This window comes from Aliiruegeria haliotis, assembly GCF_003003255.1.
GTDB classification, from domain to species: Bacteria; Pseudomonadota; Alphaproteobacteria; order Rhodobacterales; family Rhodobacteraceae; genus Tropicimonas; species Tropicimonas haliotis.
In genome coordinates this window covers 874672-892676 of the sequence record NZ_PVTD01000001.1, presented here as the reverse complement: position 1 = coordinate 892676, position 18005 = coordinate 874672, and the positions used below count along the sequence as shown (strand labels likewise).

Annotated in this window: 18 protein-coding genes; 10 read left to right on the top strand and 8 right to left on the bottom strand. The window is 63.7% G+C overall.

What is annotated here, in order from left to right; all coding sequences use genetic code 11:
* Nucleotides 1–30 precede the first annotated feature (30 nt).
* The 3 genes from CLV78_RS04060 to dusB are packed head-to-tail and all read right to left on the bottom strand — an operon-like array spanning nucleotide 31 to nucleotide 3496.
* Complete coding sequence (locus tag CLV78_RS04060; protein ID WP_106203455.1) at nucleotides 31–1404, bottom strand: response regulator; 1374 nt, start codon at nucleotides 1402–1404, stop codon at nucleotides 31–33.
* Nucleotides 1405–1409: 5 nt separating this feature from the next.
* A complete protein-coding gene (locus tag CLV78_RS04055) occupies nucleotides 1410–2492 on the bottom strand; it encodes a two-component system sensor histidine kinase NtrB (RefSeq protein WP_106203454.1) in 1083 nt (360 codons plus the stop codon).
* The gene (dusB, locus tag CLV78_RS04050; RefSeq protein WP_425427916.1) at nucleotides 2492–3496 is read right to left on the bottom strand and encodes a tRNA dihydrouridine synthase DusB; all 1005 of its coding nucleotides are present in this window, start codon (nucleotides 3494–3496) and stop codon (nucleotides 2492–2494) included. The genes CLV78_RS04055 and dusB overlap by 1 nt, the downstream gene beginning before the upstream one ends.
* Nucleotides 3497–3658: 162 nt before the next feature.
* Between dusB and CLV78_RS04045 the strand changes: the two genes are divergently transcribed.
* Genes CLV78_RS04045 through CLV78_RS04035 form a run of 3 tightly spaced genes read left to right on the top strand, consistent with a single transcriptional unit; the run spans nucleotide 3659 to nucleotide 5882 of the window.
* Nucleotides 3659–4840: a bifunctional 2-C-methyl-D-erythritol 4-phosphate cytidylyltransferase/2-C-methyl-D-erythritol 2,4-cyclodiphosphate synthase gene (locus CLV78_RS04045; RefSeq protein ID WP_106203452.1), complete on the top strand. Its 1182-nt coding sequence runs from the start codon at nucleotides 3659–3661 to the stop codon at nucleotides 4838–4840.
* On the top strand, nucleotides 4837–5337 hold the full coding sequence (locus CLV78_RS04040) for a phosphatidylglycerophosphatase A family protein (RefSeq protein WP_106203451.1): 501 nt from the start codon (nucleotides 4837–4839) through the stop codon (nucleotides 5335–5337). Before CLV78_RS04045 ends, CLV78_RS04040 begins: the two co-directional genes overlap by 4 nt.
* 32 nt (nucleotides 5338–5369) lie before the next feature.
* Nucleotides 5370–5882 carry a CinA family protein gene (locus tag CLV78_RS04035; protein ID WP_425427915.1) on the top strand — a complete coding sequence of 171 codons (513 nt, stop codon included), beginning with the start codon at nucleotides 5370–5372 and terminating at the stop codon, nucleotides 5880–5882.
* Between the two features lie 313 nt (nucleotides 5883–6195).
* Here the strand turns inward: CLV78_RS04035 and CLV78_RS04030 are convergent, their stop codons facing one another.
* Nucleotides 6196–6612, bottom strand: coding sequence for a type II toxin-antitoxin system RatA family toxin (locus CLV78_RS04030; protein WP_342751788.1), 417 nt, complete (start codon nucleotides 6610–6612; stop codon nucleotides 6196–6198).
* Between the two features lie 112 nt (nucleotides 6613–6724).
* Here CLV78_RS04030 and hpt point away from each other — a divergent pair, with 112 nt between their 5' ends.
* From hpt to CLV78_RS04000, 5 genes are all read left to right on the top strand, one after another.
* Nucleotides 6725–7279, top strand: a complete 555-nt coding sequence (hpt, locus tag CLV78_RS04025; RefSeq protein ID WP_106203448.1) for a hypoxanthine phosphoribosyltransferase — start codon at nucleotides 6725–6727, stop codon at nucleotides 7277–7279.
* 575 nt (nucleotides 7280–7854) lie between these two features.
* On the top strand, nucleotides 7855–8208 hold the full coding sequence (locus CLV78_RS04015; protein WP_106203446.1) for a calcium-binding protein: 354 nt from the start codon (nucleotides 7855–7857) through the stop codon (nucleotides 8206–8208).
* 97 nt (nucleotides 8209–8305) lie between these two features.
* Complete coding sequence (locus CLV78_RS04010; protein ID WP_106203445.1) at nucleotides 8306–8803, top strand: calcium-binding protein; 498 nt, start codon at nucleotides 8306–8308, stop codon at nucleotides 8801–8803.
* Nucleotides 8804–8839: 36 nt separating this feature from the next.
* On the top strand, nucleotides 8840–9022 hold the full coding sequence (locus tag CLV78_RS04005; protein WP_106203444.1) for a hypothetical protein: 183 nt from the start codon (nucleotides 8840–8842) through the stop codon (nucleotides 9020–9022).
* Nucleotides 9023–9143: 121 nt separating this feature from the next.
* Nucleotides 9144–10031 carry a c-type cytochrome gene (locus CLV78_RS04000; protein ID WP_106203443.1) on the top strand — a complete coding sequence of 296 codons (888 nt, stop codon included), beginning with the start codon at nucleotides 9144–9146 and terminating at the stop codon, nucleotides 10029–10031.
* 293 nt (nucleotides 10032–10324) lie between these two features.
* Here the strand turns inward: CLV78_RS04000 and lipA are convergent, their stop codons facing one another.
* From lipA to CLV78_RS03980, 4 genes are all read right to left on the bottom strand, one after another.
* A complete protein-coding gene (gene lipA, locus CLV78_RS03995) occupies nucleotides 10325–11275 on the bottom strand; it encodes a lipoyl synthase (RefSeq protein WP_106203442.1) in 951 nt (316 codons plus the stop codon).
* Nucleotides 11276–11539: 264 nt separating this feature from the next.
* Nucleotides 11540–12166, bottom strand: a complete 627-nt coding sequence (locus tag CLV78_RS03990; RefSeq protein WP_245924822.1) for an MliC family protein — start codon at nucleotides 12164–12166, stop codon at nucleotides 11540–11542.
* 72 nt (nucleotides 12167–12238) lie between these two features.
* Nucleotides 12239–12616, bottom strand: a complete 378-nt coding sequence (locus CLV78_RS03985; protein WP_146136627.1) for a hypothetical protein — start codon at nucleotides 12614–12616, stop codon at nucleotides 12239–12241.
* A 415-nt stretch (nucleotides 12617–13031) separates the two neighbouring features.
* A complete protein-coding gene (locus tag CLV78_RS03980) occupies nucleotides 13032–15245 on the bottom strand; it encodes an NADP-dependent isocitrate dehydrogenase (protein WP_211300933.1) in 2214 nt (737 codons plus the stop codon).
* A gap of 533 nt (nucleotides 15246–15778) precedes the next feature.
* Between CLV78_RS03980 and CLV78_RS03975 the strand changes: the two genes are divergently transcribed.
* Nucleotides 15779–16843, top strand: coding sequence for a UDP-glucose--hexose-1-phosphate uridylyltransferase (locus CLV78_RS03975; protein WP_106203438.1), 1065 nt, complete (start codon nucleotides 15779–15781; stop codon nucleotides 16841–16843).
* Nucleotides 16840–17940 carry a galactokinase gene (gene galK, locus CLV78_RS03970; protein WP_106203437.1) on the top strand — a complete coding sequence of 367 codons (1101 nt, stop codon included), beginning with the start codon at nucleotides 16840–16842 and terminating at the stop codon, nucleotides 17938–17940. The genes CLV78_RS03975 and galK overlap by 4 nt, the downstream gene beginning before the upstream one ends.
* The last annotated feature ends 65 nt before the right edge of the window (nucleotides 17941–18005 follow it).

Sequence of the window (18005 nt, the reverse complement as noted above, 5' to 3'; positions counted from 1 at the left end):
TGCCCCGGATGCCACGGCTCTGTTGCGGTTTTACATCAACTTGCGGCGTCGTGTCACGCGAATATCGAGATCGGTGATCTTCTTGCGCAAGGTATTGCGATTTATGCCAAGAAGGTCGGCGCATTTCGCCTGATTGCCGCCAGTTGCATCCAGCGCGATCTCGATCAGCGGGATTTCCACCTCCTTGAGGATTCGCTGATAGAGACCCGGCGGCGGCAAAACACCACCGTGCAGGTCGAAGTAGCGGCGCAGGTGTTTCGCGACCGAGGCAGACAGCTTTTCGCCGTCGCCCCCGCCGACCAGCGGCTCGATTTCCGGCTGGTTGCCCAGAACAAGCTCCACCTCCGAGCGGCCAATCTCCTCCTCCGAAGAGGTGATGACCAACCGGCGAATGGTGTTCTCCAACTGGCGCACGTTGCCCGGCCAACTGTAGGCCCGCACCAGATCCATCGCGGAGGAGGACAACCGGCGCGGGTTGGCCCCGTCGCGTTCCGCGCGGGCGAGGAAGTGTTCGGCCAGAAGCGGGATGTCATCCACCCGTTCTCGCAGTGACGGGACATTCAGCGTCACGCCGCCAAGGCGGTAGAACAGGTCCTGTCGGAACGTCCCCGCCTCCATGCGCGGCATCAGGTCCCCCTGGCAGGTCGCCATGACCCGAGGGGCCGTGTCGGACAGCGCGTCCAGCATCCGGACGATGCGGCCCTGCGTCTCCATGTCGAGATCGGCAACCTCGTCGAAAAGCACCGAACCGCCGCGGGCGCGGGACAGGATCGTTGCCGGGCCGTCGAGCGTGGCGAGTTCCTCTGCCCCGGCGACCACGAAGGGCAGCGTGCGGCGGTCGGAGAAGTCGTGGATCGCTCGCGCGATGAGCGACTTGCCGGTGCCGGACTCGCCGGTGATCAGTACCGCGAGATCGGTGTTCATCACCCGCGCCACCAGCCGGTAGAGTGCCTGCATCACCGGCGTCCGGCCCACGAGCGGCAGGTCGTCGGTCCCCTCGGGCACAACCGCAGGCTCGTTGCGGGCGATAGGCGCGCGGCGTTTGGTCTCCAGCGCCTTGGCCGCCCGTTTCATCAGATCCGGCAGGTCGAACGGCTTGGGCAGGTAGTCGTAGGCATCCGCCTCTGCCGCCTGGATCGCCGTCATGATCGTGTTCTGCGCCGAGATCACGATGACCGGCAACCCGGGCCGCTCCTCGGATATCTTTGGCAGCGTTTCCAGGCCGTTGCCGTCTGGCATGATCACGTCCGAGATCACCAGGTCGCCCTTGCCTTCCTCGACCCAGCGCATCAGCGTCACGAGCGACGAGGTGGCGTGCACCTTGCAGCCCGCGCGGGTCAGCGCCTGGGTCAGAACGGTGCGGATTGTGCGGTCGTCATCCGCAACGAGAATGGTTCCGTCCATCGTAGTTACTCCTCGTTGCCCTTCTTCTTGTTTGTCACGGCCACCGGCAGGGATACGCGGAAGACCGTCTTTCCGGGCACGGATTCTACTGAAATCCAGCCTTTGTGTTCGGCGATGATCTTGCTCACCAGCGCCAGTCCGAGCCCGGTGCCGTTCTCACGGCCGGACACGAACGGTTCGAATATGTCGTCGGAGATCTCGGGCGGCAGGCCGGGACCGTTGTCCACGATCTCAACTTGCAGGGGCACGCGCGCAGCGTCCTCCCCGCCACGCCGCACCCGGAGGCTCGGTTCGTAGAAGGTGCGAATCCGGATCTCGCCCGCCTCGTCACCGGCGGCCTGCGCGGCGTTCTTGAGCAGATTCTGGAACACCTGAAGCAACTGGTCGCTGTCGCCCAGGGTCGGCGGAAGGGAGGGATCGTACTCCTCCTTTATCTTCATATGCGCGGCGAATCCGACCATCGCGGACTTGCGGGCGCGATCCAGCACGTCGTGGATGTTCACGTCCCTGACCTGCGGGGGGCGCAGGTTGCCGAACTGCTCCACCTGGTCGAGGAGTTTCACGATCCGGCGGCTCTCAGCCACGATCAGGTCGGTCAGCTCCAGGTCTTCCGCCGGAAGGTTCATCGACAGCAGCTGTGCCGCGCCGGTGATGCCGGCCAGCGGGTTCTTGATCTCGTGGGCCAGCATCTCCGCCATGCCGATCGCGGATTTTGCCGCTTTGTCGGCGGAGATCGAACGGCCAAGCCGGCCGGCAATCTCCCGCGGGGAAATCAGGAACAGGGCCCGCTCCGTATCGTTGGAAATCGGGGCGATCTGGATGTTGCATTGCACCGGCGCCTTGTCGCCCATGCCGACATCGACGTCGTTGATGAACAGGGGCGAGCGGTTGGCGCGCACCCGGGCAAGCGCCTCCTCGACGGGGGCATTGATGGCGATGCGATCATAGACGAGGTCGCCCTCCAGCGCCTTGATCGTCTTGTTCAGGAACAGTTCGGCTGCCGGGTTGATCGCGGTGATGCGGTCGTCCGGGGCTAGCACCAGTGCCGGAATGGGCAGCGAGGCCCAGATGGTTCCACTGCCTGGCATCAGGCGGCCTCCCTTTCGTTCGCCCCGAAGGCCTCCGGCAAGAGCCGCAGGACTTCCGCGCTGTCGGTTTCGGTCTGGAGCCGGCGGCGGAGCCCGGCAGGATCGCCGGCCCGATCGAGGTACCAGCCGAGGTGCTTGCGGGCAATCCGGTTGCCCAGCACCTCGCCATAGAAAGACAGCATGGCCTCGTAGTGCCCACTCACCAGATCCGCCAGGGCATCGCCCTTCGGGATGGTTGGCGCCGGGGTGCCGAACAGGTCCGCCGCGATCCCGGCCAGCAGCCACGGCTGACCCTGTGCGCCGCGCCCGACCATCACACCATCGGCGCCCGATTGCGCCATCGCCGTGCGCGCGGCGTCACTGTCGATGATATCGCCGTTCGCGATCACGGGGATGGAGACGGCGTCCTTTACCTCCCGGATCGCGCGCCAATTGGCCTGCCCCTTGTAGAACTGCTGCCGGGTGCGGCCGTGGATGGTGACCATCCGGATGCCGGCATGCTCCGCCCGGCGGGCAAGCTCGGCGGCATTGCGGGTGTCATCGTCCCAGCCCAGCCGGGTCTTCAGCGTCACCGGCACCGATACCGCCCCCACGACCGCTTCGATCAGGCTCAGCGCATGGTCGAGGTCGCGCATCAGCGCCGAGCCGCTGGCGCCTGCGCCGGAGCTGCTGGTGACCTTCTTGGCCGGGCAGCCCATGTTGATGTCGATCACGCGGGCGCCGTTCGCCTCCACCATGCGGGCGGCTTCGGCCATCCAGTGGGCTTCCCGCCCGGCGAGCTGCACCGAGGTATTCGCGATCCCGAATCCAAGCTCCGCCCTTTCGCGGACACCGGGCTTGGCCTGCACCATCTCCTGGCTGGCCACCATCTCCGACACCACCAGCCCGGCACCGAACCGCGAGACCAGCTGGCGGAACGGCAGGTCGGTGATTCCCGCAAGCGGGGCCAGCAAAACCGGAGGTGTCAGGGGCAAGTTTGCCACGCAAACCGTCAAATGATTAATCCTTGTGCATCACCAGCGGGGATAGCCCGAAGCGCGGCCGGGTTCCAAGGTTGATCCTTTTACAAATTTGCCCAAAAACAAGAATTGCACAATTTTTGATCACTCAGACCCGGCGCAGGCTTGCCCGTTGCCCTGCTCGCAGTCACCTATTAGACGGATCGCATGACGCAGAGCCAGACCACAGGGGCGGAAGCTGCCGCGCCGCGCGAGATAGCCGCCGTGATCGTTGCGGCTGGTAGGGGTGTTCGCGCAGGAGGTCCTGTTCCAAAGCAATATCAGAGTGTTGGCGGCAAGCCCGTGCTGTTGCATACGGTGGAGCGGTTCCGTGCTCACCCCGGTGTCAGGTCGATGGTCGTGGTGATCGACCCGCAGCAATCCGACCTCGCGGCGGCCTTTTTGCCTGCAGATGTGGCATCTGTGCCCGGCGGTGCCAGCCGGGATGCCTCTGTCGCCGCGGGCCTGGCCGCATTGCCTGACTCGGCGACTCACGTTCTGATCCACGATGGCGCCCGTCCGCTGGTGCCGGCGGAGGTCATCGATCGCGTCCTTGCTGCGCTGGAGGACGCCCCGGGAGCGGCCCCTGCCCTCGCAGTTACCGATGCGCTCTGGAAGGGCGAGGACGGCTGCGTCCTGCACCCCACGGCCCGCGATGGCCTCTTCCGGGCGCAGACACCGCAGGGCTTCGACCTTGCCGCGATCCGCGCCGCCCATGCCGCCCATCCCGGCGGTGCGGCCGACGACGTGGAGGTCGCTCTCGCCGCCGGGCTGGAGGTTCGGATCGTCGAGGGGCATGAAGACAACATGAAAGTGACGATGCCGGGCTGTTTCGCCCGCGCGGAACGGATCCTCGCGAAAGGAACGACGATGGATGTGAGGTTGGGCAACGGCTACGACGTGCACCGCTTCGGCGCAGGGGACCACGTGGTGCTTTGCGGGGTCGAGGTGCCACATGCGAGGGGTCTGCAGGGCCACTCCGATGCCGATGTCGGGATGCATGCAGTCACGGACGCGATATACGGCGCGCTGGCGGATGGCGATATCGGCCAGCATTTCCCGCCGTCGGACCCGCAGTGGAAGGGCGCTGCCAGCGAGATCTTCCTGCGCCATGCCGTGGATCTTGCCGCGGAACGCGGCTTCCGCATCGGCAATGTCGATTGCACGCTGGTCTGCGAGCAACCCAAGATCGGCCCTCATGCACCTTCAATGCGCAATGCGCTGGCTCGGATCATGGGGTTGGACGTCACGCGGATATCGGTCAAGGCGACCACCTCGGAACGGTTGGGTTTCACCGGCCGGGAGGAAGGCATCGCCGCCATCGCCACCGCAACGCTGGTGTCCGAATGACCGCGCCACGGTTTGTCGCCACGTTCTTCGGTGCGGGCCTTCTGCGCCCCGCGCCCGGCACATGGGGGACACTGGCAGCCCTGCCCTTCGGGTACCTGTTGCACGGGCTGGGCGGGTTTCCCCTGCTGGCGGCCGCCACATTCGCGCTGTTCGGGATCGGCTTGTGGGCCACGGCGGCAGAGACCCGGGGCCGCGACGATCACGACCCGTCGGAGATCGTTATCGACGAGGCGGTGGGAATCTGGATCGCACTCTGGCCGCTGTCTGCTGGTCTGTGGCATGCCGGCGCGGATCCGTGGCTTTTTCCCTACCCGGGCTGGGTCGGCGCCTTCGTCATGTTCCGGCTTTTCGATATCTGGAAGCCCTGGCCCGTGTCCTGGGCAGACCGCAAGCACACGCCGTTGGGCGTCATGCTGGACGACGTGATCGCCGGGGGCATGGCGGCTGTAGTTGTTGCCGCGGCGGCGGCGGTCTCACATGGTGTTTTGATGCAATGACAGAACTGACCCATGCCGTCGAAATTGGCGTCCTGCATGCCGAGACCCTTCTGGAAAAGGCCCGGACCAAGCGTCACCTCGTGGCGACGGCAGAAAGCTGCACCGGCGGGTTGATCGCTGGCGCGATTACGGAGATCCCAGGGTCTTCCGATATCTTCGATAGAGGCTTTGTCACCTATTCCAACGCCGCCAAGCGGGAGATGCTGGGCGTCAGCGCAGACACCCTGGAGGCGCATGGCGCCGTCTCGGAGCAGGTCGCGCAGGAGATGGCAGAGGGGGCGCTCGCGGCCTCCGTGGCGGATATCGCGGTCTCCGTCACCGGCATCGCCGGTCCGGGCGGCAGCGAACACAAACCGGAGGGCCGCGTCTGTTTTGGCCTGGCGCGGCGCGAGCACATCACGGTGACCAAGACCATCGATTTCGGCGCGCCGGGCCGCGTTGCAGTGCGTCAGTTCACCGTGAACCACGCGTTGGAGCTTTTGATTGGAGGGTTGGACGACGCCCCGCCGCCGAGGGATCGTCCGCTGCTGAGCCGGGAAGGCTGAGTTTCCACGCTCACTGTCGGCCCCAAGCCACTGAATTGGCGATAAACTTACCCCTGACGCGCATTCCGTTCAACGATTGCGCGAGTCTAGTCACCCTTTGGCTTTTGGTTGGCACGGATCGCATCGGCTTGGGGATTGTCCGCACGCGCGGTTGCGGTGCCCGCCGATGATATGGTCACCGACGCTGCCTTTGCCATCGATCACCAGAATCGCAGCAGGGTTCAAACGTAGTGAGTCGCAGCCGACCATCCACCGACCCGGTCAACGGTTGCAGCCGGCCCCTGCCAACCCGACCGCACGCGGTCGATGAAAGTCAGCGGTAGAGCACTTTTGCCCGCTTCTCGAACGCGCCCATGATCTGCCGCTGAGCATCGGTAAAGAACACACCGGCCGCCTTTTGCAGGATCTTGTTCTTGAACTCGAACTCGACATGGTAGTCGACCTCGCAGCCGCCTTCGACGTCCTTGAAAGCCCATTTGGAGATCAGGAACTTGAACGGACCGTCGATGTATTCGCTGACGATGGTATGCGCTTTCTTGTCCAGCGTCACCTTGGTGCCGAACTTCTCCCGGAACACCTTGAAGGAGATGACCATGTCCGCGATCTCGACCATCTTGTCGCCGTCTGGATGCCGTCCGCGAATGCGCGTGGCAGCCGTCCAGGGCAAAAATTTCGGATAGGACTGGATATCCGCCACCAGATCGTACATCTGCTGTGCGGTATACGGCATGACGCGGTTGTCGGAATGAGTGAGCATCGTGCGGCGATTGGCCTCTGTCGCTTCGGGTCTTCTGGTTGGGCATTCATGTCGTAGACTTCGCAGGCAAGTTCAAGGGAAGCCTATGTCCTCGCGACCATACGTCATCGACCAATTGATCTCGGCAAAGTCCATTGCCGCCAGAATCGAGGATCTCGCACGCGAGATCGAGGAGAATTTCGCCGACACCGATAAACTTGTCGTGGTTGGCCTTCTGCGGGGGTCGTTCGTCTTCATTGCCGATCTCGTGCGCGAACTGGACCTTCCGGTTGAAGTCGACTTCCTGGAGGCGTCGTCCTACGGCAACACCATGAAATCGAGCCGCGAGGTGCGGATCCTGAAGGATCTGCGCGGAGAGGTCGAGGGCCGCGACGTTCTGGTGGTGGAGGACATCATCGACACCGGCCACACCATGACCCGTGTCGCCGCCTTCCTGGAAGCCCGCAATCCCAAGCGGCTGCGCACCATTTGCCTTCTGGACAAGCCCGCCCGCCGGGAGGTCGACTACAAGGCAACCTGGACTGGGTTCGAGATCCCCGACAAGTTCGTCGTCGGCTACGGGATTGATTTCGCCCAACGAAACCGGAACCTCCCATATATCGGCGCCGTCCGCTTCATCGACGAACCGGAAGCGGAATAGGCACCCCTCCACACTCTCCGGCGGCCAATGCCACGGTGCGCGATGGTCGCGGATAGCGCAACCACGATTGACGTGGCGAAACCTTCACCCCAGCGTGCGGTTGCCGGAATTGGTCGGATGGGAGGGATGGATCGCGACAGCTGTATTTGATGGCCTGCTTTTGGGCGTGTCCGAAGAAAACATCGGCGCTGTCCGCGATGCCCGGATTGAAAAGAGCGTGCACACCGGTCTCGACGACGTCGTGGTGGCAAACGAGAGCGGCGACACGACCTAAGCTTCAGACCAGCTATCGGTCCGTGTCTGGTCAACGACGAAACCTGACCCTTTGGGCCGCTACGAATACGAGGTGTCAGCCACGGACTATGGCTGCGACTGGAGCCGTTTTCACGTCCAGTACCTGACCTGGGGATAGGATAGTGCGGCCACAGTGCTGACGTTCGAACGCTATGGCGGTCACCGCGATACGATCGCCATTTGGCGGGTCGACGGGGACTCGCTTCCTGACAGGCAGGACAAGGCCGCGGTCGCGTCGTTCCTCTCGTCCCTGAAGAATGCAGACACATTCGGTGGGCCCTATGATGTGGGGACCGCTCAGCGGTTTGCCCAGCCTCGGCGGTCTGTTGGAGGACGACCTCTTCCCGCCGACCCGGTCCGGCGACGAAGGGCCACAAACCTTGGCAGGCGGCGGTGGCGCCGACATCCTCAAGGGACACAATGGAATTGACCTGCTGTTTGGTGGGCGCGGGAACGATCACATCATTGGCGATGGGGACATCCACAAGGGCGGCACCTATCGTCCTGGAGACGATCGCATCTGGGCGGGCAAGGGCAACGATCAGGTCTTCGCCGGTGCGGGATCGGATATTGTCCAAGGTGGCGCGGGTGCCGACGTCATTTTCGGCGACACGGACGGACGTCCTGACGGCTAGACCTCCTTCATCTACAAGGCATGGGAAAACGGTGAAGTGCTGGATTTTATCGAGCAATCTCCGAGCGTTTTCTTCGACTTCAATTGTGCCTCGCCCCATGACACACACCAACACGCTCTATGGCGGAGCGGGAAGTCATCGTCTGTTCGGCATTGTTGGCAACGACAGGCTTGTCGGCGGTCGCGAAAAGGACTGGCTTGATGGTGGCAAGGGTGCGGACAAACTGGATGGCGGCAGGGGTCGCGACGTTCTGATCGGGGGCAAGGGGAACGACATTCTGGCCGGCGGTGCCTACCGCGATGCTTTTGTCTGTGACCGGAGATCCGGCAAGGACATCATCCGCAACTTCGACGTGGCGAACGACAGGTTGGTGTTGTGGCTGGAGACCCGTGTGATGGAGAGCGATGTCTACGAAACGTGGTACGCCAAACCTTGGCTGGCCCCCAATGGTCTGGAGGCAATCAAGTCTTCGCCAGTGGTTACGGCCAGCCAGGTCGCAAAAGGTACGCTTGTCGATTGGGGCAACGCCTATGTCCTGCTGGAGAATATCGCGCTGGACGCGTATCTTGCCTCGGCAAACGTCGTGGTTGCCTGATCCCGTTCGGGGACGGAGCGCCGGGGGGAGAAGGATATGTTCGGACCGCACTGGCTCTTTCGCATGAGGCGTTGGGTACACTCCCCGCCGTCAACGCGCCGGGTGCTGATCGTCCTTGTCGCGGTGGGTCTCTGCGTGGCGCTCTACGCGCTTGAGCACTTCGGGTTCTGGCCGGAAGGGCTGACCGCTGACCGCGCGCCGCATCGTTTGCGCTTCTGACGCCGGGACAATCAAGTTTCGACTGCAGTTGCAGCATCCCTTTGCCCTGACTTGCCAAAACGCCTAGGGTCGCACCAGACGAGGCATGGCCTCCCGACCGAAATCCACAGCCGAGGCACCAATGGGCCGCTTTCTTTCCCTCCTCCTGCTGGCCTGCGTGCTGGTTGGCGGTGCGCTTTTCTGGATCTCCCGACCGAAACCGATCGCCGATGGGGATTTGCCCGCCATGACCGGAGACGCGGAGCGAGGGCGCGATGTCTTCCTCGCCGCGGGATGTGCGTCCTGCCATGCCGATCAAGGATCGGAGCCGGTCGCGAAGCCGCTGCTGTCCGGCGGGCGTCGGCTGACCACCCCTTTCGGCACTTTCGTGGCGCCCAACATCTCCCAGGATCTGCAGCATGGAATCGGTGGGGCGAGCCTCGCCGAGCTTGCGAGTGTCCTGCAGCGCGGCGTCGGCCGCGACGGGCGCCACCTCTATCCGGTGATGCCCTATGCCTCCTACACGCGAATGACGCTGCCGGATATCGCCGACCTGAAAGCCTACCTAGAGACGCTGCCGGCCGATGACACACCCGACGGACGGCACGACCTTCCGGTTCAATACTCCATTCGTCGGAGTATCGGCCTCTGGAAGGAACGTTACATGGATCCGACCTTTGTTGGCGCCGCGCCCAGCCCGACACTGGAACGCGGACGGTACCTCGTTGAGGCGCTCGGCCATTGCGCGGAATGCCACACGCCAAGGGATCGGTTCGGCGGGCTGGACCGCACCCGGTGGATGGCGGGCGCGCCGGAGATTTCCGGGCGGGGGGCGGTCCCGAACATCACGCCCGCGGCGCTGGACTGGAGCGCGGATGAAATGGCCTGGTACCTGGAAAGTGGCTTCAACCCCGACCACAAGGAGGTCAGCCGCGACATGGAGGCCGTCATCGCCGGGATCAGCCAGCTTCCGCGTGAGGATCGCGACGCGATAGCGGCCTACATCGGTGGGCTGGCCCCGGTACAGTGAGTCGTGTCTTCGTTGGCAAACACGCTGCTGACATGAACGCTGAGAGCGTCGTCGCCAACGTGACTGCGATGACACCCGCGCCCGTTTCTCGCAGCCAGACGACGCCCTGCGACGGGATCGGTTGCACTGGGTGTCAGATCGGGGCGCCGACACATTCCGGTGGGCTCAATGGTAAACTTGCCGTGGTTCCGTGACCTCATACCGACAGGTTGGACGAACAGGCCGCACCTGCCTCGCGTCCTGCCCGGCGGACGCGTGGTCCGCCCCACCGGGGCGCGAAAGGTAGCGCGTCGTCAGCTTTGGTTGTGCTTGCGCAACCGTGCTTCGCGCAGCCGCGCGAAATCGTCCCCGGCATGATAGCTGGAACGGGTCAGCGGCGTGGCGGAGACCATCAGGAACCCTTTGCCAAAAGCCGCCTTTTCATAGGCCTTGAACTCCTCCGGTGTCACGAACCGTTCGACCGCGTGGTGTTTCGGCGTCGGTTGGAGGTACTGGCCAATGGTCAGGAAATCGATGTCGGCGGCCCGCATGTCGTCCATGACCTGCTGCACACCCTGCTTGTCCTCGCCCAGACCGACCATGATGCCCGACTTGGTGAACATCGTCGGGTCCAGTTCCTTCACCCGCTGCAACAGCCGCAGGGAATGGAAGTAGCGCGCGCCGGGCCGCACCGTCGGATAGAGCCCCGGCACGGTTTCCAGGTTGTGGTTGAAGACATCGGGCTTCGCCTCGACCACGATCTCCAGCACGGAAGGATCGCACTTCAGGAAGTCCGGCGTCAGAATCTCGATCGTGGTCTCCGGAGACCGATGGCGAATGGCGCGGATTGTCTGTGCGAAATGGTCGGCGCCGCCATCTTCGAGGTCATCGCGGTCCACCGAGGTGATCACGACATGCTGCAGGCCGAGTTTATGTACCGCGTGGGCCACCCTGCCCGGCTCGAAAACATCAAGCGCGTCAGGTCGCCCGGTGGCGACGTTGCAGAAGGTACAGCCCCGCGTGCAGATCTCTCCCATGATCATCATGGTCGCATGACCCCTGCTCCAGCATTCCCCGACATTGGGGCAACCCGCTTCCTCGCAGACCGTCGAGAGACCATGATCCCGCATGATCTTGTGCGTGTCGTTGTAGCCGGGCCCGCCGGGGGCTTTCACCCGGATCCAGCTGGGTTTCTTCGGCTGGGCATTGTCCGGGCGGTGGGCCTTTTCGGGATGGCGTTCGCCGGGGATCTTCAGGTCGCGCATCGTTTCACCTCGCAATTCAGGTAAACATATAGGCTCGGGTCACTGAAACCAATTGCCATATACGCCGCGCATGCCTGCTATGCGATGTACCCGGGGTCACGCAGGTCCGGGACCGGCGCTTGGAAAACCGGCATCAAGGCATAGGTACTGTCCGGGCACAGGGTTCGCTCGCTGGCCGACGGTGGTTTTATTCAAGTGCAGCACCGCGGCGGGACGGGAAAGCCCTGTGTTCGGCCCTTCCCATTTCTCCGTTCCCGCACGGGATCACCCCATCGCATCCTCGACGCAGGAGAGCGTCTCTCCAACCCCCGTCAGCAGCGTCGCCTCCTTGCCCTTGACCCAGAAGGAGATCGTTTTGCCGTCCCAGTTATCGGTCTCGTAGTGGCTGCCGGACCCGGATTCGACCCGCGGTAGCACGACGGCCACATCTCTCCAGCGCAGGGTGACCAACGGTTCGGATGTGTTGACAAAGACCGCGCTGACCAGAGCGCCGAACCCCTCGCAGGCATAGGGGAAGGGGCCGAGCGATGCGCCCTCCTCGCTCCGGGCATCCGCGTATCCGGTGCGCAACTCGTCTATTCGGAAGGCGTATTCATTTGCGATGCAGGTCTCCAGCGGGAAGCTGGATTTCCAGCATTCGTCCCGCCCCTTGATCCAGCCGCGCTGCGTGGCCTTCAACTCGTCCAGGCGGTCGGCCGTCATGTTCGGGCCTTCGACCGCCAGGGCGTAGAGGCGCGCCAACTCCCGGTCGAGTTCACCCAGCGCCTCCGACCCGCAAATCGCCACCTCTGCGTCGCTTTCAGCCTTGGCGCAATCGAAGGCTGGCTCCGCAGCGGCCATGCCAGCGCCGATGCCAAGCGCGACAACAAGGCAAGAAATCCGAAGTTTCATCATGTTTCTCCATTCCCTCGCGCCGAAGGTGGACTCGCACGGCTGCGAATGCAACGCCCACCGCACCCGCTGTCAGCCCCCGCACCCGGCGGCAAGCCGCTTGACCACGCAACCGGACCACTCATCCGCATGACCGCAATCCAGATGCACGCCCGTGTTGCCATTGATCGCCAGCGTTGTCCGAAAGACCTTCATCTTCGGATGATCGAGCGACAGTCGCCATTTCCCGGCGCCAAGGTTGGGAAACTGTACACGCCCAGCAACCGGGCGGCTGCTTTGGCTGGCCTGCCCGGAGGCCGACAGTCGCAGCCGGGTTTCCTTTCCGGCTGGCTGGTCGTTGACGGTGACCCGAAGGCAGAGATCCGCAGCCCTGACCGGGTCGGTCGAGGCAAACACAAGCAACAGGACCGCTGCCAGCCGTGCCGTTCCGGAAAATGATCTCTGCACCACCTGCATTGCTCCTTCGAGGGTTTCAGAAAGCCTAGCCCATCGCCCCGACGCGCCGGGAAACATCTGCGTGATCAGATCAGTGGTCGTCAGGCGTGGCGAAACGCCGTTGCCGCAAATCGGGGGCGCAGCGCAATTGGTGCCCGGGATTGCATACCTGACGTGCCGTCCCGAGGTGCAGGCCCCTCCCCGGCTGATCCCCGCCGCGAGGAGCGCCAGCTGTTGGGCCGTGCCAATACCAAATCCCTGTGTCTGCACGCGGCCATTGTAAGGTCGGTTCGCGCCACGAAGGCCGTCAGGGCCTCGCTCCTGCGGCCGCATCAGGATGAGCAACACGCCCCACGACCCGGCAGCCCATAAGCAAACGGGCGCCCGGTTGCCCGGACGCCCGCTTGATTTCAGGTCAGACTACCGGCGTTCAGCCGATGATCGCGTTGAGCGTTGCGCTCGGGCGCATCACCTTGGCGGTCTTGGCCGGATCCGTGTTGTAGTACCCGCCCAGATCGGCCTCTGGCCCCTGTGCGGCGGCCAGTTCTCCGAGGATTGCCTCTTCACCATCGGCGAGGGCCTTGGCAATCGGCGCAAAGTGGTTCGCCAGGTCGGCATCGTCGGATTGCGCGGCCAGGGCCTCGGCCCAGTAGCGCGCGAACCAGTAATGGCTGTCACGGTTGTCCGGCTCGCCGACCTTGCGCGAGGGCGACCGGTTGTGGTCGAGGATGCCCTGCGTGGCGGCCTCGGCCGCGGCGCCGAGCACGGCAGCCTTGGCGTTACCCTTGGTATCGGCGAGGAAGTTGAAGCTCTCCCCCAGGGCGCAGAATTCCCCCATCGAGTCCCAGCGCAGGTGATTCTCGGCCACCAGTTGCTGCACATGCTTGGGCGCTGAGCCGCCGGCGCCGGTCTCGAACAGGCCGCCACCGTTCATCAGCTTCACGATGGAGAGCATCTTGGCCGAGGTTCCCAGTTCCAGGATAGGGAATAGATCGGTCAGGTAGTCCCGCAGCACGTTGCCGGTGATGGCGATGCTGTCCTTCCCGGACGTGATCGTTTTCAGCGACTGGGCCGTGGCTTCGCGCGGGGCCATGATCATGAACTTGTCAGCAACGCCAGCGGCTTCCAGCGTAGGCTTGACGTATTTGATCAGCTCGGAATCATGTGCGCGGTTCTCGTCAAGCCAGAAGATCGCCTCGGATCCGGTCAGGCGCTGACGGTCCATGGCAAGCTGGATCCAGTTCTCGATCGGGGCTTTCTTGACCGTGCAGGCGCGCCAGATATCTCCGGCTTCGACCTTGTGCACATGCAGGGTGTCGCCATTGGCAAGCACGATGCGGATCACGCCATTGCCCGGAGCCTCGAAGGTCGTCGGATGGGAGCCATATTCCTCGGCCTTCTGTGCCATCAGGCCGACGTTGGCGACCGATCCGGCCTTTGTCACATCCAGCGCACCGTTGGCTTTGAAGAAATTGATCGCCTCGTCATAGACTGGCGCGTAGCAGCGGTCGGGGATCACACAGTTGGTGTCGCCCTTGGCGCCGGTCTCGTCCCAGCCCTTGCCACCGGCGCGGATCACCGCCGGAATGGACGCATCGATGATGACGTCCGACGGGACGTGCAGGTTGGTGATGCCCTTGTCGCTGTCGACCATGTACATCGACGGGCGCTCGCCGGCCACGGCCTCGATGGCCGCCATGATGTCGGCATTGCCCTTCACACGCTCCAGCAGATCGCCCATGCCGGAATTCGGGTTCACGCCAAGCGCTTCCATCTCGGCGCCGTACTTCTCGAACACCGGGGCGAGCCAGGCTTTCACCGCGTAGCCGAAGATGATCGGGTCGGAGACCTTCATCATCGTCGCCTTCATGTGCAGCGAGAACATCGTGCCATCGGCCTTCGTGTCGGCGATGGCCTCGGCCAGGAAATCGGACAGCGCACGCACCGACATGAAGGTCGCATCGGCAACCGTGCCCTCCTCCAGCGGCCAGCCGTCCTTGAGCACGGTGACCGCGCCGTCTTTGGCCACGAACTCGATCTTCGCGTCGCCGGCCTGCGCCGCGGTGATGGTCGCGGATTTCTCGTTGGCGAAGAAGTCGTTGCCGGACATCGAGGAGACCTTCGTCTTGCTGTCGGCGGACCACTTTCCCATGGAATGCGGGTTGGCCTGGGCGTAGTTCTTCACGGCCCTTGCGGCGCGGCGGTCGGAGTTGCCCTCGCGCAGGACCGGATTCACGGCGGAGCCCTTGATGGCATCGTACTTGGCACGAACCGCCTTCTCTTCATCCGTCGAGGGTTCTTCCGGATAGTCCGGCACAGGGAACCCCTGAGACTGCAACTCCGCGATCGCGGCGGTCAGCTGCGGCACAGAGGCCGAGATGTTGGGCAGCTTGATCACGTTGGCGCCAGGGGTTTTCACCAACTCGCCCAGTTCGGCCAGGTCATCGGACACGCGCTGCGCTTCGGACAGGTATTCCGGGAAGGTCGCGAGGATCCTGCCGGCAACGGAGATATCCTTGGTTCCGACCTTGATGCCGGCGGCATCGGCGAACTTGCGAATGATCGGAAGCAGCGAGGCGCTGGCGAGCTCGGGGGCTTCGTCTACCTTGGTATACAGAATGTCCGGTGTCACGTTTTCGGCCATGATTTTAGTACCTTTCAGCGATGTTCTCTGATGCGTGGCGGCGTTGCGACATCCCGCGCAATCTCCGTCTCGTCCCCCCATATCCACTGCCGGCGACCTCTAATGGCGTGCCGGGAGCAGCATTCCGCCCGTTCTTTAAGGGGTTATTTCGACGTTTGCAATTCGCTGCGGTGCAACAGGACGCCCGCGCCAAAACCGAAACTCCATGCGTCGGACGCAGATCCGCCATATCCCGCTTGCATGTCCCTGTTTGGAGATATCAAACCGCCTTGAACCCGAAACGAAACGCCACTCAAGAGATGGCGGCGGTCACTGCTACACAATGGCGCTGCGCGATATTGTTCTTTTTATTGCGACAATGTTCTCAATGTGATAGCCGGTTTCGACTGCCCACACACTTGTCCGGTGTTTGTCTCAACCGATCGCACAACGATAGTGTCGACGTGGCCCGATGGCGCATAGACACGGACCGTCGACTGACGCGATACGTCATCGCGAACCCATAGGCTTCGGCCCCAAACAGGACGCACACCATGGATCCTGCCACGCTCGCCACGAATTCGCCGCACCGCCGTTTCAACCCGCTCAAGGGGGAATGGGTGCTCGTCTCTCCGCACCGCACGCAACGCCCCTGGCTTGGACAGGAGGAGGACACGGCCGGAGAGGAAAAGCCGCGCCACGATCCAAAGTGCTACCTGTGCCCCGGCAACACCCGGACCAGCGGCGCGGTGAACCCGGACTTCGTCGGTCCTTTCGTGTTTCCCAATGATTTCCCGGCGATGCTGGACGACACACCCAAGGGAGGAACGTCCGACAACCCGTTGTTCCAAGCCGAAAATGTACGCGGCACCGCGCGGGTGATGTGTTTTTCCGAACGCCACGACCTGACCTTGCCGGAACTGCCCGTCGATGCCATCCGCAAGGTGGTCGATACTTGGGCCGAACAGATCGAGGATCTTGGCGCCACCTATGATTGGGTCGCGGTGTTCGAGAACAAGGGCGCGGTAATGGGCTGTTCGCAGCCGCACCCGCATGGGCAGATCTGGGCATCCGACTTCCTCCCGAACGAAGTCGCGACCGAGGACGAGACCCAGTCGCGCTATCTCCGGGAGCACGGCCAGAACCTGTTGCTGGAATACGCAACCGCCGAATCCGCGGCGGGTGAACGCACCGTGGTAGAGAACGAGCACTGGATCGCTGTCGTGCCCTACTGGGCGATATGGCCTTTCGAGACGCTGGTGCTGCCCAAGGCACATGTGCTGCGCCTGCCCGACCTGTCGGGGGAACAGCGACAGGCACTCGCCGACCTGCTCAAGCGGTTGACGACCCGCTATGACAACCTGTTTCAGACAGAGTTTCCCTACACCATGGGCTGGCACGGTGCCCCGACCCGCGCGGGCACGTTCGACCACTGGCAATTGCATGCCCATTTCTATCCGCCGCTCCTGCGCTCCGCGACGGTGCGCAAGTTCATGGTCGGGTTCGAGATGCTGGCGGAGGCGCAGAGGGATCTGACCGCCGAAACTGCTGCGGAGCGGCTGCGCGACCTCTCCGATGTTCACTACAAGGCTGCGCGCGCCCTGGGAGGACAGGCATGACCGGACCGGATCAACTGAGCGCGGTTGCCACCGCATATCGCGGCCATTTCGGGGACGAACCGGAGGTGCTGGCCTCCGCCCCGGGGCGGGTGAACCTGCTGGGCGAGCACACAGACTACAACGGCGGCTATGTCCTGCCGATGGCCCTGAACGGGCTCGGGGTGTCGATTGCCATCGGACGCGGCCCGGCGCCGGGTGTTGTGGAGGCCTATTCCGACACGTTCCACGCATCGGAGACCCGCAATATCACCGACAGCAAGGAAGGCCGCTGGTCGGACTACGTCCTAGGCTGCCTGAAATTCGCAGCCGAAACCGAGGTTGCGAAGACCGGAGTGCGCATCGCGCTGATCACCACGCTTCCGATGGGCGCCGGGCTGTCGAGCTCTGCGGCGCTGGAGGTGGCCAGCATTAAGGCCGTCACCGAACTCTATGGCAAACAGATGTCGGCGGTCGACACTGCCATCATGGCCCGCGCGGTGGAGAACGACTTCGTCGGCATGCCCTGCGGAATCATGGACCAGTTTGCCTCCGCCGTTGGCGACCCCGGCACGGCCCTGTTCCTCAACACCCGGACGCTGGCGTTCGATCCGGCCCCCTCGCCCGTTGGCGCCAGCTTCGTGATCGTGCATTCCGGCGTCAGTCACCAGTTGACCGACGATGGCTATGCAACCCGCGTCGCCGAATGCAATGCCGCCTGCGCCGAACTGGGGGTCGATATCCTGAGCGACCTCGGACCGGCGGATCTGGAGCGTATCAACGCGCTTTCCGACCCGCTCGACCGCCGTGCCCGGCATATCATCACCGACAACCAGCGCGCACTCGATGGTATCGCGGCCCTGAAAGCCGGCGATCTGCCTGAATTCGGCGCGCTGATGGTGAGCAGCCACGCCTCTCAGCGGGACGATTTCGAGATCACCGTGCCCGAAACCGATGCCCTGGTCGAAGCTGCGATGGCGCTTGGCGCGATCGGCGCGCGCCAGACCGGCGGCGGTTGGGGGGGATCGGTCGTCGCATTGGTGAAGGATTCCGATATCGAGCGGTTCAGCGCCGGGATCGTCGAAACCTCCGAACAGGCACGCGTACTCGCCGTCACCTGACGGCCCCGCGCGCAACCGGGAGGGCACCGACCGGCTTGCGCCTGGCCTCTGCGCGTGGCTTGTTT

What these genes read in the sequence shown, in the direction of transcription:
- CLV78_RS03990 (WP_245924822.1), bottom strand. Translation starts at nt 12,166, where the DNA reads ATGAAACTTCGGATTTCTTGCCTTGTTGTCGCGCTTGGCATCGGCGCT.
- CLV78_RS04015 (WP_106203446.1), top strand. Translation starts at nt 7,855, where the DNA reads ATGATGTGGGGACCGCTCAGCGGTTTGCCCAGCCTCGGCGGTCTGTTG.
- hpt (WP_106203448.1), top strand. Translation starts at nt 6,725, where the DNA reads ATGTCCTCGCGACCATACGTCATCGACCAATTGATCTCGGCAAAGTCC.
- lipA (WP_106203442.1), bottom strand. Translation starts at nt 11,275, where the DNA reads ATGCGCGACCTGAAGATCCCCGGCGAACGCCATCCCGAAAAGGCCCAC.
- CLV78_RS04060 (WP_106203455.1), bottom strand. Translation starts at nt 1,404, where the DNA reads ATGGACGGAACCATTCTCGTTGCGGATGACGACCGCACAATCCGCACC.
- CLV78_RS04040 (WP_106203451.1), top strand. Translation starts at nt 4,837, where the DNA reads ATGACCGCGCCACGGTTTGTCGCCACGTTCTTCGGTGCGGGCCTTCTG.
- CLV78_RS04055 (WP_106203454.1), bottom strand. Translation starts at nt 2,492, where the DNA reads ATGCCAGGCAGTGGAACCATCTGGGCCTCGCTGCCCATTCCGGCACTG.
- CLV78_RS04030 (WP_342751788.1), bottom strand. Translation starts at nt 6,612, where the DNA reads ATGCCGTATACCGCACAGCAGATGTACGATCTGGTGGCGGATATCCAG.
- CLV78_RS03980 (WP_211300933.1), bottom strand. Translation starts at nt 15,245, where the DNA reads ATGGCCGAAAACGTGACACCGGACATTCTGTATACCAAGGTAGACGAA.
- CLV78_RS03975 (WP_106203438.1), top strand. Translation starts at nt 15,779, where the DNA reads ATGGATCCTGCCACGCTCGCCACGAATTCGCCGCACCGCCGTTTCAAC.
- CLV78_RS04010 (WP_106203445.1), top strand. Translation starts at nt 8,306, where the DNA reads ATGACACACACCAACACGCTCTATGGCGGAGCGGGAAGTCATCGTCTG.
- galK (WP_106203437.1), top strand. Translation starts at nt 16,840, where the DNA reads ATGACCGGACCGGATCAACTGAGCGCGGTTGCCACCGCATATCGCGGC.
- CLV78_RS04005 (WP_106203444.1), top strand. Translation starts at nt 8,840, where the DNA reads ATGTTCGGACCGCACTGGCTCTTTCGCATGAGGCGTTGGGTACACTCC.
- CLV78_RS04000 (WP_106203443.1), top strand. Translation starts at nt 9,144, where the DNA reads ATGGGCCGCTTTCTTTCCCTCCTCCTGCTGGCCTGCGTGCTGGTTGGC.
- CLV78_RS04045 (WP_106203452.1), top strand. Translation starts at nt 3,659, where the DNA reads ATGACGCAGAGCCAGACCACAGGGGCGGAAGCTGCCGCGCCGCGCGAG.